At 73.1% G+C, this 15,360-nt stretch carries 14 protein-coding genes; 6 read left to right on the top strand and 8 right to left on the bottom strand.

Features of this window, described 5'->3' with window-relative positions; genetic code table 11:
- Positions 1 to 301 precede the first annotated feature (301 nt).
- Together PSQ21_RS02260 and PSQ21_RS02255 are read left to right on the top strand one after the other, a co-directional pair.
- Positions 302 to 670 (top strand): BlaI/MecI/CopY family transcriptional regulator, encoded by a 369-nt coding sequence (locus tag PSQ21_RS02260; RefSeq protein WP_274028709.1) that lies wholly within the window; start codon positions 302 to 304, stop codon positions 668 to 670.
- On the top strand, positions 667 to 1,554 hold the full coding sequence (locus PSQ21_RS02255) for a M56 family metallopeptidase (protein WP_274028708.1): 888 nt from the start codon (positions 667 to 669) through the stop codon (positions 1,552 to 1,554). The genes PSQ21_RS02260 and PSQ21_RS02255 overlap by 4 nt, the downstream gene beginning before the upstream one ends.
- Positions 1,555 to 1,650: 96 nt before the next feature.
- Here the strand turns inward: PSQ21_RS02255 and PSQ21_RS02250 are convergent, their stop codons facing one another.
- The 6 genes from PSQ21_RS02250 to PSQ21_RS02225 form a co-directional block, all read right to left on the bottom strand.
- On the bottom strand, positions 1,651 to 2,709 hold the full coding sequence (locus PSQ21_RS02250; protein WP_274028707.1) for a C40 family peptidase: 1,059 nt from the start codon (positions 2,707 to 2,709) through the stop codon (positions 1,651 to 1,653).
- Between the two features lie 211 nt (positions 2,710 to 2,920).
- Positions 2,921 to 3,448, bottom strand: coding sequence for a GNAT family N-acetyltransferase (locus tag PSQ21_RS02245; protein WP_274028706.1), 528 nt, complete (start codon positions 3,446 to 3,448; stop codon positions 2,921 to 2,923).
- A 112-nt stretch (positions 3,449 to 3,560) separates the two neighbouring features.
- A complete protein-coding gene (gene glpK / locus PSQ21_RS02240; RefSeq protein ID WP_274028705.1) occupies positions 3,561 to 5,078 on the bottom strand; it encodes a glycerol kinase GlpK in 1,518 nt (505 codons plus the stop codon).
- 27 nt (positions 5,079 to 5,105) lie between these two features.
- Complete coding sequence (locus PSQ21_RS02235; protein WP_274028704.1) at positions 5,106 to 5,954, bottom strand: MIP/aquaporin family protein; 849 nt, start codon at positions 5,952 to 5,954, stop codon at positions 5,106 to 5,108.
- A 394-nt stretch (positions 5,955 to 6,348) separates the two neighbouring features.
- Complete coding sequence (locus tag PSQ21_RS02230) at positions 6,349 to 7,449, bottom strand: hypothetical protein (RefSeq protein ID WP_274028703.1); 1,101 nt, start codon at positions 7,447 to 7,449, stop codon at positions 6,349 to 6,351.
- Between the two features lie 108 nt (positions 7,450 to 7,557).
- A complete protein-coding gene (locus PSQ21_RS02225) occupies positions 7,558 to 8,139 on the bottom strand; it encodes a TetR/AcrR family transcriptional regulator (RefSeq protein ID WP_274028702.1) in 582 nt (193 codons plus the stop codon).
- A 193-nt stretch (positions 8,140 to 8,332) separates the two neighbouring features.
- Between PSQ21_RS02225 and PSQ21_RS02220 the strand changes: the two genes are divergently transcribed.
- The 3 genes from PSQ21_RS02220 to PSQ21_RS02210 are packed head-to-tail and all read left to right on the top strand — an operon-like array spanning position 8,333 to position 12,059.
- Positions 8,333 to 8,911 carry a (2Fe-2S)-binding protein gene (locus PSQ21_RS02220; RefSeq protein WP_274028701.1) on the top strand — a complete coding sequence of 193 codons (579 nt, stop codon included), beginning with the start codon at positions 8,333 to 8,335 and terminating at the stop codon, positions 8,909 to 8,911.
- A complete protein-coding gene (locus tag PSQ21_RS02215; protein ID WP_274028700.1) occupies positions 8,908 to 9,900 on the top strand; it encodes an FAD binding domain-containing protein in 993 nt (330 codons plus the stop codon). Before PSQ21_RS02220 ends, PSQ21_RS02215 begins: the two co-directional genes overlap by 4 nt.
- Positions 9,897 to 12,059, top strand: coding sequence for a xanthine dehydrogenase family protein molybdopterin-binding subunit (locus PSQ21_RS02210; RefSeq protein WP_274028699.1), 2,163 nt, complete (start codon positions 9,897 to 9,899; stop codon positions 12,057 to 12,059). The genes PSQ21_RS02215 and PSQ21_RS02210 overlap by 4 nt, the downstream gene beginning before the upstream one ends.
- 131 nt (positions 12,060 to 12,190) lie before the next feature.
- Here PSQ21_RS02210 and PSQ21_RS02205 read toward each other — a convergent pair whose 3' ends face one another.
- Positions 12,191 to 12,880: a TetR/AcrR family transcriptional regulator gene (locus PSQ21_RS02205; RefSeq protein ID WP_274028698.1), complete on the bottom strand. Its 690-nt coding sequence runs from the start codon at positions 12,878 to 12,880 to the stop codon at positions 12,191 to 12,193.
- A 152-nt stretch (positions 12,881 to 13,032) separates the two neighbouring features.
- On the opposite strand from PSQ21_RS02205, the gene PSQ21_RS02200 reads away from it, so the two are divergent.
- Entirely contained in the window at positions 13,033 to 14,484 is a 1,452-nt protein-coding gene (locus PSQ21_RS02200; protein ID WP_274028697.1) for an MFS transporter, read from the top strand.
- 18 nt (positions 14,485 to 14,502) lie between these two features.
- Here PSQ21_RS02200 and PSQ21_RS02195 read toward each other — a convergent pair whose 3' ends face one another.
- The gene (locus tag PSQ21_RS02195) at positions 14,503 to 15,189 is read right to left on the bottom strand and encodes a DNA alkylation repair protein (RefSeq protein ID WP_274028696.1); all 687 of its coding nucleotides are present in this window, start codon (positions 15,187 to 15,189) and stop codon (positions 14,503 to 14,505) included.
- Positions 15,190 to 15,360 lie beyond the last annotated feature (171 nt).

Below are 15,360 nucleotides of genomic sequence, written 5' to 3'. Positions count from 1 at the left end.
CGTGTCGAGAGCAGAGCTCGGCGGCCGGCAGGATGCCGGCGCAGGCCGCGCGCGCCACGCTGCGGCCTGGAGCCCGGCGATCTGCTCGGCGTCCTCCCCGCGTGCGTGCCGGTCACGCCGGGGGACGGGCCGGTCGTGCGAATCCGTGGTCGGCATGTGTACGCCCTGAGAGGTTCGGGGGTTGCCGCATGCCCGGCGCGGCTGTCGGCCGTCGCGGTCCGTCGTGGCCGTCGGAGGGACGGAGCATGAACCTACTATGGTTCCCGGGCACGCCAAGGCGCACGGAATCAGAGGACAAGGAATGCGACGGCTCGGAGAGCTCGAAGCCGAAATCATGGAATGCCTGTGGAAGTGGGACAGGCCGGCGACGGTCCGCGAGGTCGTCGACGACATCAACCTCCGCCGTCCGGCCGCCTACACGACGGTGATGACCGTGGCCACCATCCTCTACAACAAGGGCTGGCTGACCCGCCAGAAACAGGGGCAGGCGTGGCTCTACACGCCGGTCCGCAGCCGCGAGGCCTACTCCGCCGCCCTGATGGAGGACGCCCTGGGAGCGAGCCGGGACCGGTCGGCCGCCCTCGTGCACTTCGTGGAGCGGATGACGGAGGAGGAAGTCGCCGCGCTCCGCGAGGCGCTGCGCGCGACGGGCCGCGGCGGCGAGCTGTGAACGCCGCCCCCTTCTACCTCGGTTACGCGGCGGCCGTCGGCGTCCTGGCCCCCCGCGCGCTGCTCCGCAGCAGCTGGCCCCAGCGGTCACCGCTGCTGGCGGTCGCCGTGTGGTTCGCGCTGGCCGCGTCCTTCTCCGTCTGCGTCGCCCTGGCCGCCCTGCACCTCACCACCCCGGGCGCACATCTGCACGGAATCCTGTACTCCTGCCGCGCGGCCCTGGGTCTCGGCCCGTCCGGCGGTTTCCTGCCGGGCCCGGGGCTCGCCGCCGTCGCCGTCGTGGCCGCCGCCCACCTCACCGGCTTCGCCGCGCACGCGGGGCGGGCGTACGCCGCCCGCGCCCGGCACCGCGGGATCCTGGACAAGGTCGGCCGCCGGTCGGACTGTTCGCGGGCCACCGTGCTGGAACACGCCGAGCCCGCCGCCTACTGCCTGCCCGGCCGCCGGCCGAGGATCGTCATCAGCAGCGGGGCCGTCGGCCTCCTGTCCGGCGGCGAACTCGACGCCGTCGTCGAGCACGAGCGGGCCCACATCCGCGGCCACCACCACCTCGTCCTCGCGGCCGCCCACGCCTTCACCCGGGTCTTCCCCGGTGTGCCGCTCGCCCGCCATCTCCAGCAGCAGATACCCCTGCTCCTGGAGATGGCCGCCGACGACCACGCCCTGCGCCGCTGCTCGCGCGGCGCGCTGGCCGCCGCCATGTTCACCCTGGCGGCGGGCGAGGCCCCGAACGGAGCCCTGGCGGCGGGCGGCCGGACGGTGCTGGTCCGCCTCCGGCGCGTGCTGGCCCCGGCGCACCGCGCGCATCCCGCCCTGCGCTGCGCGGTGGGCACGGGCGCCCTGGTCACGCCCCTGCTCCCGGTCCTGCTGACCTGTCACGGCTGACCTGTCACGCCGGACCGGGGTGACACCCCGCACCGGGCTCCGATGGCACCCGTCGCCATCCGGTGACACCCGCCGGCCGCGAACCGGCCGCCGGCCTCAGAGCCGTACGCCCCACATGAAGGGCATCCCGCTGCGGGCCATCGACTCGTACCGCACCTGGGCGCCGGGCTTCGGCGCGTGGAGTATCTGGCCGTTCCCGGCGTAGAAGCCCACATGGCTCAGGTCGGTGCGCATGATGACGAGGTCGCCGGGCTTGAGCGCACCGATCGAATTGATCCGGGTGCCCGCGTTGGCCTGCGCCTGCGACGTACGGGGCAGCGAGACGTTGGCCTGCTGGAACGCCCAGGAGGTCAGCCCGGAGCAGTCGAAGGACCCGGGACCGGTGGCGCCCCACACGTAGGGCATGCCGACCCTGCTCTTCGCCGCGTTGAACGCCGCGGCCGCACGTCCGGACGCACTGGCCTCGTTGCTCTGCCCGCCCTGCTGGTTCGCCAGTTCGGTCCGCTCGCTCGCCCGGTTGGCCCGCTCCTCCTTGGCGGCCCGCTCGGCCCGCTCCTCGGTCGTGAGGGTGTTGAGGAGCCGCTGCGCCTCCGCCAGCTTGCCCTGGATCTCCTTCTTCTTGCTCCCCAGCTCCTTGCGGGTCTCCTGGAGGCTGCCGAGCTTCTCCGCGGCCTGAGCGCGCTGCTGCTGCAGAGCACGCTGCTGCGAGAGGAACCGCTGGAGCGTGTCCGACTGCCGGGCGCTGAGCCGGTCGAGGCCCGACGCCTGGTCCAGGTAGGCGTCGGGGTCGGCCGAGAGCAGCAGCTGGAGGGAGGGGTCGAGGCCACCGCTGCGGTACTGGGCCGTGGCCGCCGAACCGAGCTGCTGCCGCAGCTCGTTGAGCGCGGCCTGTTTGCGGACGACCTCCTCGTGGAGGTTGTCCGCCTCCTTCTGCAGCTTCCCGGCCGATTCCTTCGCCCCGTTGTACTTCTCGGTGGCCTGGGTGGCCTGCTCGTACAGCCGGTCGATCTGCGCCTGCACACCCTTCTTGTTCGGGTCCGGCAGCGGATCGGCCGAGGCCGACTGCGCCGACAGAGCGACCGTCACCGCAGCGGTCGCGGTGAGCACGGACGCGTATGCGTGGCTGGGCTGTTTGGGACGACGGTGGGATGCCACTGAGGCGGGCTCCTTCTTCCTCGGCCGCTGTCCGACGGTCCATGGACCGTCAAGTACCGCTGCGAGAAAGCGGCTTCAGCGGCGCCTCCACCGGTGACCCGGGCGGGCTACCGGCCGTGCGGAGGCCGTGCCGCGCATACTAATCAACTTAGTGGCTCACATCCAAGCGCGGCCGGGACGCCCCTGCGCCGGGTCCGGTCCCGTGACCTGCTCAGTCGCCGAGGATCCGTTCCCACAGCAGCCCGTCCCGCCAGCTCCCGTCGAGGAAGATCGCCGAGTGCGCGACACCGTACGGGGTGAACCCGTTGCGGCGCAGCACCCGTTGCGACGGCAGGTTCTCCAGGTTGGTGGACGCCTCGGCGCGGTGCAGGCCGAGTTCGTCCGTCATCACCCGCAGCGCGAGCCCGACGGCGTTCCCGGCGTGCCCGCGATTCTGGGCGACGGAGGCGATCCAGTAGCCGACGGAGCCCCGGCGCAGATGCGGCTGCGGCAGGATGCCTCCCACGGTGACCTGCCCGATCACCTGGTCGTCGGCGAGCACCACCCCCGGCCAGACGGTGCCGGCCCGGTGACCGGCCAACAGGTCCTCGATCCGCCGCGCCTGGCCCTCCGGGGTGAAGTAGTCGGCGGGCTGGGCCGGTTCCCACGGCCGGAAGGCTTCCGCGTCCCGCACCCTGTGCGCGGCGATCGGGGCGGCGTCGGCGGGTTCGATCAGGCGGATCCTGGTGCTGCTGCGCATGGGCCGGTCCTCGTCGTGGTGCGGCGGGTGGGACGGCCAACCTATGGCAGAGGGGCCGCCCGGCCGGGGCGAGGGCGCCCGGGCCGCGACCCGACGGAGGGGGCGGTGGCGGTCAGGGGACCTTCGCCCAGTCGAGGGTGCGCTCCACCGCCCTCTGCCAGCCCGCGTACCCCTCCGCGCGCTGCTCCTCGGACCACTGGGGCGACCAGCGCTTCGACTCGTGCCACTGGGTGCGCAGTTCGTCGGTGTTCCGCCAGAAACCTGTGGCGAGCCCCGCCGCGTACGCCGCGCCGAGAGCGGTCGTCTCGGCGACCACGGGACGGCTCACCGGGACGCCGAGGACGTCGGACTGGATCTGCATGCAGAGGTCGTTGGCGGTGACCCCGCCGTCGACCTTGAGCACATCGAGATGGACCCCGGAGTCCCGCTCCATGGCCTCGACCACATCGCGGCTCTGGTAGCAGATGGCTTCCAGGGTGGCCCTTGCCAGGTGCGCGTTGTCGTTGTACCTGGCCAGACCGACGATCGCGCCGCGGGCGTCGGAGCGCCAGTACGGCGCGAACAGGCCGGAGAACGCGGGCACGAAGTACATGCCGCCGTTGTCCTCGACGCTCCGGGCCAGCTCCTCGCTCTCGGCCGCCGACTTGATGATCTTCATCTGGTCGCGCAGCCACTGCACCGCCGACCCGGTGACGGCGATGGATCCCTCCAGCGCGTAGACCACCGGACTGTCGCCGAACTGATAAGCCACCGTGGTGAGGAGCCCGTGCTCCGAGCGGACCAGCTCGGTGCCGGTGTTGAGCACCAGGAAGTTGCCTGTCCCGTAGGTGTTCTTGGCCTCGCCGGGGGCGAAGCAGACCTGGCCGACGGTGGCCGCCTGCTGGTCGCCGAGGACGCCCCCGATGGGAATGGCGGCGCTCAGCGGCCGGGAGGTGCGGGTGGAGCCGTAGGCCTCCGGATGCGACGAGGGGTTGATCTTCGGAAGCATCGTCCGGGGGACACCGAAGAAGCCCAGGAGCTCCTCGTCCCAGTCGAGGGTCTCCAGGTTCATCAGCATGGTGCGGCTCGCGTTGGTCACGTCGGTGGCGTGGATACCGCCGTTCGGGCCGCCGGTCAGATTCCACAGGACCCAGGCGTCCGTGTTGCCGAAGAGAGCGTGCCCGGCCTCGGCCGCCTCCCGTACGCCGTCGACGTTCTCCAGGATCCACTGGATCTTGCCGCCGGAGAAGTACGTCGCCGGCGGCAGCCCGGCCTTGCGGCGGATGACCTCGCCGCGCCCCGAGCGTTCGAGCTTCGCCGCGATGGCGTCGGTACGGGTGTCCTGCCACACGATGGCGTTGTAGTAGGGCCGTCCGTTGCGCGGGTCCCAGACCACCGTGGTCTCGCGCTGGTTGGTGATCCCGATGGCCGCCAGGTCGCTCGGCGACAGGCCGCCGTGCCGCAGGGCGTTCTGCATCACCGAGTTGGTGCGCTCCCAGATCTCCACGGGGTCGTGCTCCACCCAGCCGGAACGGGGCAGGATCTGCTCGTGCTCCAGCTGGTGCTTGGCGACCTCGTTGCCGCCGTGATCGAAGATCATGAACCGGGTGCTGGTGGTCCCCTGGTCCACCGCGCCGATGAAGTCCGCCATGATGTGTCGCCTCTCCGGCCGGTGTCGTCAGTCCTTGGAGGCCGCCGGGACACGCCCCGGCGGTTCGGGTGCGGCGGACGGCAGGAAGCGTCCCACGAGGGCCTTGTAGAGCCCCGCCCCCAGCAGGCCGCCGACCAGGGGGCCGAGGATGGGCACCCAGAAGTAGAGATTCCCGTACTGGTCCCGCCACGCCCCGCCGTAGCCGGTGAGGAAGCTCGCCAGCCGGGGGCCGAAGTCGCGGGCCGGGTTGATCGCGTAGCCCGCGTTGGTTCCCCAGGCCATACCGATCGCGACCACGATCAGTCCGATGATGAAGGGGCCCAGGTTCGCGCCGGGCGGGGTGTTCAGCATGTCGGTGATGGCCAGGATCAGCAGCAGCAGGATGGCGGTGCCGATGACCTGGTCGCGGAACGCGCCCCACTCGTGGACCGGCAGGGCGGGGTTGCCGTTGCCCGGCAGCGTGGAGAACACCCCCTGCGTCTTGAGGGTGTGCCCGGGGTCCGCCTTCGCCAGCGCCTCGCTGTAGTTCCACCGGACGAGGAGCGCGGCCACGAACGCACCTGCCGTCTGCGCCAGCGCGTAGGGCGCCACCTTGCTCCACGGGAACCCCTTGAACACGGCCAGCGCGAGCGTCACCGCGGGATTGATGTGGGCCCCGCTCAGCCGCGCCGCCACATAGACGCCCAGCGTGACGCCCAGCCCCCACGCCCAGGCGATGCTGTCGTGGTCCCCGAGGCCGCCGGGGGGATCGGTCAGGGCTCCGCCCGCCACCACCTGGGCGACGACGCCGCATCCGAAGAGGATGAGGATCATCGTGCCCGCGAACTCGGCGGACAACTCGCCGAGCAATCCGGACTTCCTGCGTAGTTCAGCCATGGAAGCTCGCCCTCCGCCGACGGCGCCGGCTGTCGACTATCCGAGCAGTGTCAGCAGGCTAAGGCGTTTCACGCGGTCGGGCATATCGGGATGTTCGGGACGTCTGGGCGTCGGAGCGTCGAGCGGCGGCCGACGGGGGCTCACCACGGCGCCAGGGCCAGGGCCAGGAACGCGGGGCGAGGGCTCGCCGGAGGGCCGGTCCCGGGCGAGGTGAACCCGCCCGGGACCGGAGTACGGCGACGCTCACCCGATCGGGGGGAAGGGGTGGCTCCGCCGGGGCAGCGCCACGGACAGGCGGCCTCGCGGGACTCCGCAGGGGCGGCACCGCCAAACAGAGCCTGCTTCGCGGCGCCCCCCCGGGACGCTCCCGAGCGCAGCGCGGACCGTCCCGGGGTCAGGAGCGGGTGGCGGTTCCGCAGCCCTCGTCGTCGCCGGCGCGCATCCGCTCCTCCATCGAGGTGCTCCGGTCGTACGGGTCGACCACGGCGCCGTCGCCCGCTTCGGCGACGGCGCGCTCGGCGAGGAACGCGGGGGTCAGATAGCCGGTGTAGGTGTCACAACCGCCGTTGGTGGTGTCCACCTTGTAGGAGACGAGGGAGAAAGTCCCCGGCTCCGTCACGATCTTCGCCGGGTCGTCCCAGCTCATCACCACCTCACGGCGCACGATGGTCCGCGCGACCTCGCTGCTGCCCCTCGCGGCCCGCACGACCGGGTAGACGTAGGTGACGTCGGTGGACACCTCCACCGCACCGCGCTCGCCCTCCCGGAAGGTGACCCGGCCGCGCGTCTTGACCACGTCCCCGGCCGGTCGCACGTCGGAGGACCGGAAGCGGCTGAACAGCAGGAGCGGGTCGTTCTCGCGGTCGGGCGCGCGGAACGCCTTGTCAAGGAAGCCCCGCACGTCCGACTGGTGCGGGTTGATCAGCGCGATGGCCCGGTCCGGCCGCTCGCCGCGCAGTACGGCGGGGTCGAGGCTGGACGCGGCGAGGAAGTCCCGGGTCTTCGCGAGCGCTTCCGCGACCTCCGCCCTGTTCATCCAGCCGGTCGCCCGCGCCTCGGGCAGATGGATGCCCGCCGTTCCGTCGCTCCAGCGCGCGGCCGGCGACCCCCTGAACGGCTCGTCCAAGGTGGGAGCCCGGCCCGCCGCCACCTGCCCGGGCGGCCCGGTCGGGCGCTCCGACTCCGCGGCGAGGGGTGTGGCGGCGGGCCCGTCGCCACCGTCGAACCAGTCGGTGACCCCCCAGGGGCCGACGGCCATGACCACCACGGCGACGGCGGCCGCCAGACCGAGCGCCGCCCAGCCCTTGCCCCCGCGCCGCCGGGGCGGCGTGTACGTCCGCCACCCCTCCGGACGGCCGGGCTCTTCCTGGAGCCGCTGTGTCACCATCCGGGCCCGCGCCGACGGCTCCTCGGGCGCGCCGTGGCCCCCGGCCTCGGCCTCTCTCAGGAAGCGTTCCCACTCCTCGTCCGGTATGGACGCCCCGCCCTTACTCAACGCACCGCTCCCGTCACGTGTGTTGTGCTCGGTCCCTCCCCAGGCCCGAGCGTCGCACGGGGCATCATCACACGGACGGTCCGCCGGCACCGGGGGCGGGCGGACCGGTCACCGGCCGGGGGCCCCGACGCGCAGTCCGTCCATGACGAAGTCCAGGAGCCGGCCGGCCCTCGGCTCCCAGTCCTCGTGCGGACCGATCTGCCAGAGACCGGCGATGGCGAGGAAGAAGTCGTCCGGGGTCACCCCGGGGCGGACGGCACCGGCCTCCTCGCAGGCGCGGAGCAGGGTTCCGGCCGCCTCCATGACCGGGGTGGGGCCGGGCTTGGCGGGCCCGCCCGGCGCGCTGGTGACCAGCCGGATCGCGTCCGCCAGACCCGCCTTGGTCAGGGCGAAGCGGGCGAGGCGGTCCATCCACTCGCGCAAGGCCCGTTCGGGCGGGAGCGTCCGCAGCAACTCGCCCGCGGCGTCGGCGACCTGCTGCATCTCGTAGCGGTAGACCTCCAGGACGAGCGCCTCCCGGTGCGGGAAGTTCCGGTAGAACGTGCCCTGCCCCACGCCCGCCTTCTTGGCGATCGCGCTCAGGGGGGCGTCCGCGCACAGCGTCAGCTCGACCATGGCCACCCGCAGGATGCGCTCTCGGTTGCGCTGCGCGTCGAGACGCAGGGGGGCGTCCTTCTTCGGCTGCGACACGGGTCCTCCTCGTGGGCTCGTGGCCGAAACCCGTCCTTGTTGACCGGACAGCTGTCCGTTACGTTTTTTCCGTGAGCGGACAACAGTCCGGTTAGGGCTACCTTAGCGTCGGTCGCGTTCGCCGGTCCCCGGTTCGACCGGTCGCCCGTCGGCGACCCGGTTCCTCGTCACCAGACACCAGAGAAGGCTGACCATGGCCCCAGCGACCTCGTCGACGTCCAGTGCGATCACCCTGAACGTCAACGGCGAGCAGCACCACCTGCCCATCGACCACCGCACCACCCTGCTCGACGCCCTGCGCGAGCGCCTCGACCTCACCGGCACCAAGAAGGGCTGTGACCAAGGACAGTGCGGCGCCTGCACCGTCCTGGTCGACCGGCGGCGCGTCGTCTCCTGCCTCAGCCTCGCGGTCGCGGCCGAGGGGCGGGAGATCACCACCATCGAAGGCGTGGCCGAGGGCGACGAACTGCACCCCGTCCAGCAGGCCTTCCTCGATCTCGACGGCTACCAGTGCGGCTACTGCACACCCGGGCAGATCTGCTCGGCCATCGCCGTCATCGAGGAACACGCGGCCGGCCGGCCGAGCGCCGTCACCGACGATCCCGGGCCCGAGGCGGGGCTGCCACCGCTGACGCCCGACGAGATCCGCGAGCGCATGAGCGGCAACCTGTGCCGCTGCGGCGCCTACGTCTCGATCGTCCAGGCCGTCGCCCGCGCCGCCGAGGCGCACGCCGAGGAGCGGACGGCAGCCACGAAGGAGGCCACCGCATGAAGGAGTTCGGCTATCAGCGCGCCCACGACGTCGCCGGGGCGGTCGCCCTCCTCGCCGCCGACCCGCAGGCGCGGTTCCTCGGCGGCGGCACCAACCTCGTCGACCTGATGAAGGCCGGCGTGGAGCGCCCCGCCCTGCTCGTCGACGTCCGCGAACTCCCCCTGGACCGCGTCGAACCCACCGCGGACGGCGGTCTGCGCATCGGGGCGACCGTCACCAACAGCGATCTCGCCGCCCATCCCGAAATCCGCCGCCGCTACCCGGCGCTGGCCCAGGCCGTGCTGGCCGGAGCTTCCGGGCAACTGCGCAACATGGCCACCGTCGGCGGCAACCTCCTCCAGCGCACCCGCTGCGGCTACTTCACCGACGTCTCCAAGCCCTGCAACAAGAGGGCCCCGGGCAGTGGCTGCCCCGCCGTCGCCGGCGAGCACCACAACCACGCCGTCCTCGGCGCCTCCGGCCACTGCGTGGCCGTCCACCCCTCCGACATGGGCGTGGCGCTGACGGCGTTCGACGCCGTGGTCTCCTACGAGAGCGCCGACGGGCCCGGCGAGACGCCGATCACCGACTTCTACCTTCCCGTCGGCGACACCCCGCACCGGGAGACCATCCTGCCGCCCGGCGCCCTGATCACCCACGTCAGCCTGCCCGCCGCGCCGGTCGCCGCCCACTCCCGCTACCGCAAGGTGCGCGAACGCGCCTCGTACGCCTTCGCCATCGGCTCCGTCGCCGCCGCGCTCACCATCGAGGACGGCCGCATACGCGAGGCGCGCCTCGCCCTCGGAGCCGTCGCCTCCCGCCCCTGGCGCGCCCGCGCGGCCGAAGCCGTCCTGGCCGGCGCTCCGGCCGACGGCGCGGCCTTCGCCGCCGCCGCGGACGCCGAACTGGCCGCCGCCCGGCCGCTGCCCGACAACGGATACAAGGTGACCCTCATGCGCAACCTCGTGGTCTCCGTACTCACCGAACTCGCCGGAAGGGACACCCGATGACGGCCACCACACCGGGACCCCCGGCCGTGCGCGGAGCCGTCGGCGTCGCCCACACCCGCGTCGAGGGCCGCGACAAGGTCACCGGCGCGGCCCGCTACGCGGGCGAGATCCCGTATCCGGACCTGGCCCACGGCTGGCTCGTGCTGTCCACGGTGACGCGGGGGCGGATCCTTGACGTCGAGGCCGCCCCGGTCCTCGACATGCCGGGCGTGCTCACCGTGCTGCACCACGGCAACGCCCCGCGTCTGAACCTCGATTACCTCGGTATGCTCGGCACCCCGCCGGACCCGACCTGCGCCGTCTTCCAGAACGACCGGGTGCCGTTCGCCGGCTGGCCGGTCGCGCTGGTCGTCGCCGAGACCTCCGAGGAGGCCCGGGAAGCCGCCGAAGCGCTCGTGGTGACCTACGACCAGCAGCCCCACGACACCACGCTCGTCGATGGGCACCCGGGGGCCTACCCCGCCGACGGCCATATGCCGGCCGAGACGGAGAAGGGCGACCTGGAGGACCGGCTGGCCGCGTCCGCCCATGTGGTGGACGCGCGGTACACCACCCCCGAAGAGCAGCACAGCATGATGGAACCGCACGCGGCGACCGCCCGCTGGGACGGCGGCCGGCTGGAGGTCGTCGACTCCAACCAGGGCGCCAGGTGGGTGCAGAGCGAGCTGGCCGCGATGTTCTCCCTCGACGCGTCCTCGGTGCGGGTCCGCTCCGAACACATCGGCGGCGGCTTCGGCAGCAAGGGCCTGCGCGCCCACCAGGTGTCCGCCGTGATGGCCGCCACCGCCCTGGGGCGCCCGGTGCGCGTGGTGCTGACCCGGCGGCAGACGTTCACCCTGGGCGGCTACCGCAGTCCCACCACCCAGCGGATCAGGCTCGGCGCGGCCCCCGACGGCCGGCTGCTGGCCCTGGAACACCTGTCCCTGAACCAGACGTCGACGGTGTACGAGTTCGTCGAGCCCAGCGCGGGCGTCGCCCGGGTGATGTACGAGGCGGAGGCGCACCGCACCGGTAACCACGTCGTACGGCTCGACGTGCCGTCCCCGACCTGGATGCGCGCACCGGGGGAGGCCCCGGGGTCGTTCGCGATCGAGTCGGCCCTCGACGAACTCGCGACACGCGCCGGTGTCGACCCGATCGAGCTTCGCCTGCGCAACGAACCGGAGGTGGGTCCCGTCTCGGGGCTCCCGTTCGGCAGCCGCAATCTGGCGGCCTGCTTCCGCGAGGGCGCGCGCAGGTTCGGCTGGGCCGACCGCGATCCGCGTCCCGGCACGCGCCGCGACGGCCGCTGGCTGCTGGGCACCGGCACGGCGGCGGCCTCCTTCGGCGCAGGGGCCGCCCCGTCCACCGCCCTGGTCACGGCGGAGGCGGACGGTTCCTTCACCGTACGGATCGCCGCGGCCGACATCGGCACCGGAGCCCGTACCGCGCTGACCCTGATCGCCGCCGACGCGCTGGGGACCGCACCCGAAAGGGTCCGGGTCCGCATCGGCGACAGCGACTTCGGCCCCGCGATGATCGCCGGGGGTTCCATGGGCACCCGCTCCTGGGCCTGGGCGGTCACGGCCGCCGCCGCCGAACTGCGGGAGCGGCTCGCGGTCACCACGAGCATCCCCCCGGAGGGGATCACGGTGCGGTCCGACACCACCGAGGCGCTCGGGACGCTCGCGCAGAAGGAACGGCACTCCTACGGGGCCCAGTTCGCCGAGGTCGCCGTCGACACAGCCACCGGCGAGGTGCGGGTGCGCCGCATGCTGGGCATCTTCGCGGCGGGCCGGATCGTCAACCCGCTCACCGCCCGCAACCAGCTCGTCGGCGGGATGACCTGGGGCATCTCCATGGCCCTGCACGAAGAGGCGGTCCGCGACCGGAACAGCGGCGGTCACTACGCCCCCGATCTCGCCGGCTACCACGTGGCCACCCACGCCGACGTTCCGGACATCGAGGCGGACTGGGTGGACGACCACGACCCGGACGACCCGGTCGGCATCAAGGGCGTCGGGGAGATCGGCATCGTGGGCGCGGCGGCGGCCGTCGCCAACGCGGTCTGGCACGCCACCGGCGCCCGCCACCGGAACCTGCCGATCCGCCCCGACCGGGTCCTCGCGGCGGCCGTGTCCGACTCCACCGGGGCGGGTGGGCGAGCGGCGGATGCGTGACAGGTCGTCGTCGACTGGCCCCACCGCTATCTCAGGGGCACCCCCGTCGGCCCGGCGGGGCGGCACGGGACTGCCCCTGACCGGGGGAGCGGAGCCCGTCCACCGGGAGCCCGGCCCGGAACGGCGGGGCGTCAGCCGGCGCTGAGGCCGCCGCGAATCCGGTCGACGACCGCCGACACGAGCTCGTCGAACTGCTCGTCCGGTGTGGGAAGAGGCAGCGCGGCGGCCTCCCTGAGGACGGGAATGTCCAGGTCGGCGTGGGCGGTGAGCCAGGTGTCGGGGACGAGCGTCTTCGGGTCGTCGCCGGCCTGCCCGGCGGGCCCGTCCACCACCAGCGCGAAGGACAGCACGAGCAAGGCCAGCTGACGGTGTGCCGCGAGCGCCGCCGGGAGGTCCAGGCCGATGTCGCGCAGCAGTCGGAGGAAGCGTTCCAGGTTGAGCAGACGGTTGGGGTGCACCGAGGCCGGGGGTGTGTCCTCGTCCAGGGAGACCGGCAGAGCGCGGGGCCAGCGGCGGTAGAGCGCGCGCAGGGAGCGGGCGTAGCCGGCGACGGAGGTCTCCCAGGCCGCGGGGTCGAGCGGGGGCGGGTTCCAGGAGGTCAGCATGAGGTCGACGGCCAGGCTGACGACCTCCCCGCGGTCTTCGACATGGTTGTACAACGCCCGTACGGTCACGTCCAGTTCGCCGGCGAGGGCGCGCATGGTGATGGCCGGGAACCCGTGTGCGCCCGCCATCTCCAGAGCCTTGGCGGCGATGATCTCGCGGGTGAGGACGGGGCGGCCCTTGCGCGTGGCGGGGCGGCGGCGAGGCGTGGCAGGCATGGCGACAGCGTACGGTCCCGCTTGAACTTCACACATGTTGACTTTAACGGTGGGTGCGGTCAGGCTGGCCGGGCACGGGCCGTCCGGGCCCGTCCGCCCGCTCTCGCCGTGCGGGCCCGTATGCCCACCGACACCCGGAGGCCGGTTCCCGCATGCCCGCTCAGAAGTCCCGCCGTCTTCCGCCGCTGAGCGGGGTTCTGGTGCTCGTGATGGCCTCCACCGGTCTGGTGGTCGTCGATCTGACGATCGTGGCCATCGGGCTCCCGCTGATCAGCGCCGACATCGCGGACGGAGCCTCGGCCGAGTCCGTGGTGGTGACGTACATGGTCGCCATGGGCGCGCTCACCCAGGTCGTCGGAAGCCTGTCGGACCGGTGGGGCCGACGTGCCCTGTTCCTCGCCGGGATCGCCGTGTTCACCCTGGCGTCCCTGGCCGCGACCGTGGCACCGGATCTGCTGTGGCTCAACGCCGCCCGTGTGGTCCAGGGGGCGGGAGCCGCCGCGATCATGGTGAACGGCATTCCACTGCTCTCCGACCGCTACACGGGCGAGGAGCGCAACCTCGCGATCGGCGCCTGGGGCTCGTTCGCCACCGCGGCGGGCCTGCTCGCACCGACCCTCGGCGGGGTGCTGGCCGAGAGCTTCGGCTGGCGGGCGGTCTTCGCGGTCAACCTGCCCCTCGGCGTGGCCGCCTGGGTGCTCGCCGTACGCGTGCTGCCCCGATCCCCGGGTGCTTCGGGGGACGGGCGGACGGACTGGCTCGGCAGCCTGCTGCTCATGCTCGGCCTCGGCGCGGGGACGCTGCTGATGCTCCGCTCCGGCGACGCCCCCTGGTCCGGGCGGGAGACCGCCGTGCTGCTTGCCGCCGGCCTGGCGCTGGCCGCCTTCCTGGCGGTACAGCTCCGGGTGCCCGCGCCGACCCTGGAGCTGCGGATGTTCGGCCGGCCCGCGTTCCTGGGCGCGATGCTGGCCGTCCTGCTCTCGCGCGTCCTGACCATCGGCGGCTCCGTCTACCTGGTGCTGTACTTCTCCGACGGCCTCGGCCTGAGCCCGACCGAGGCGGGCCTGCTGATGACCCCGATCTTCCTTGCCCAGATCGTCATGGGCATGGTCGGCTCCAAGCTGATCGGCGACCGGCCCCCCGGCCTGGTCATCGGCGCCGGCTACGCGCTCAAGGGCATCGGCTTCGCCGCCCTGGCGTTGCTGATCACCCCCGGCACCCCGTGGTGGGCGCTCCTGGTGCCGCTGCTCGCCTGGGGCGCGGGCGGCGGCATCGCGGGCGCACCCGTGATGGCCGTCGCCGTGCAGGTCACGGCCCCCGAACGGGTCGGCATGGTCGCCGGGACCGTCGCCACCCTCGCATCCCTCGGCGCGGGGGTCGGCACCGCGGCGCTCGGTGCGGTCTTCACCCTCCAGGGCGGCGACGGAGCCCAGGCGGTCACCGACGGCGCCCGAGCCGTACTGGGCGTGTCCGCGGCGCTCGCGGTCGTCGCCGTGCTCACCACCGTCACGCTCATCGGACTGCGCCGCGCCCCCGGCGGCGGCCCGGCCCCCGCCCCCGCCTCGGCGGAGGAAGGCGGCGATCCCTCGCCCGCCCGGACATGAGGACCGCCGAAGGCTCCGCTACGCGGCGTTCTGCCGGCGCACCATCTCGGAGATCCAGACGGGCGCGTACGGGGACGTGCAGCCCGGAGAGGTCGGATAGTCCTTGAGCACCTCCAGCCGCTCGCCGATCCCGACGGCGCGGGCGCGGAGGCCGGGGTGGTCGATCCCGATCCGGGCCAGACAGTGGTTCATCGCCCACTGAAGGCGGGCCGGAGCGTCCTTCATCCGCGCCTCGATGACGTCGAGCAGCCCCGGGAGGTCGAGGCCCTCGGGCTTCTTCCCGACGCGCTCGGTGGTGAGCGCCCACCCGGCGCTCGCGACCACGGGATCCGGATCGGCGGACCAGGCCACCCGCAGCTCCTCGGCGTGCGGGCTCTTCTTCACCACGTAGTTCACGAGCCAGTCGTGCACCTTGGGCGCGCGGGCCTCACGCACCATGGCGTCCAGCGCGTCCCGCTCGAACGCCTTCGGCCGACCGATCAGGACGGCCAGCAGCATCGCCGCGGTGTCATCCGTCTCCCACAGCCGGCGGCTGAGATCCTGCTGCGTCCCCAGCCGCTTCGCCAGCGCACGCAGCTTTCCGAGGTTCACCCCGTGATCGTCACCGTGCTTCTCGTTCACCGCGCGCGCTCGGGGATCCTCCAGCGCGGCCAGCTCGGCCATCACCTCGGCCACCGTCGCGCCGGTCGGCGTCTGTGCGGCCACCTCGGCCTCCTGTCGGTCCGTTCGTCGCTCGTCCGGGCCCAGCCGGCCCGAACGAGGGATCCAGCCTACGACGGACCTCCGGCGCACGCCCCGCGCCCCGGAGCGGGGCGGCGCAGGTTTGCCGAGGCTGTTCGGGGTCACTCCAGTACAACGGCGCGAGCCACCGCGAGC

This window comes from Streptomyces sp. MMBL 11-1 (genome assembly GCF_028622875.1).
Lineage (GTDB): Bacteria > Actinomycetota > Actinomycetes > Streptomycetales > Streptomycetaceae > Streptomyces.
Note: the sequence above shows the minus strand (reverse complement) of the source record. Positions and strands in the feature narration are given on the sequence as shown.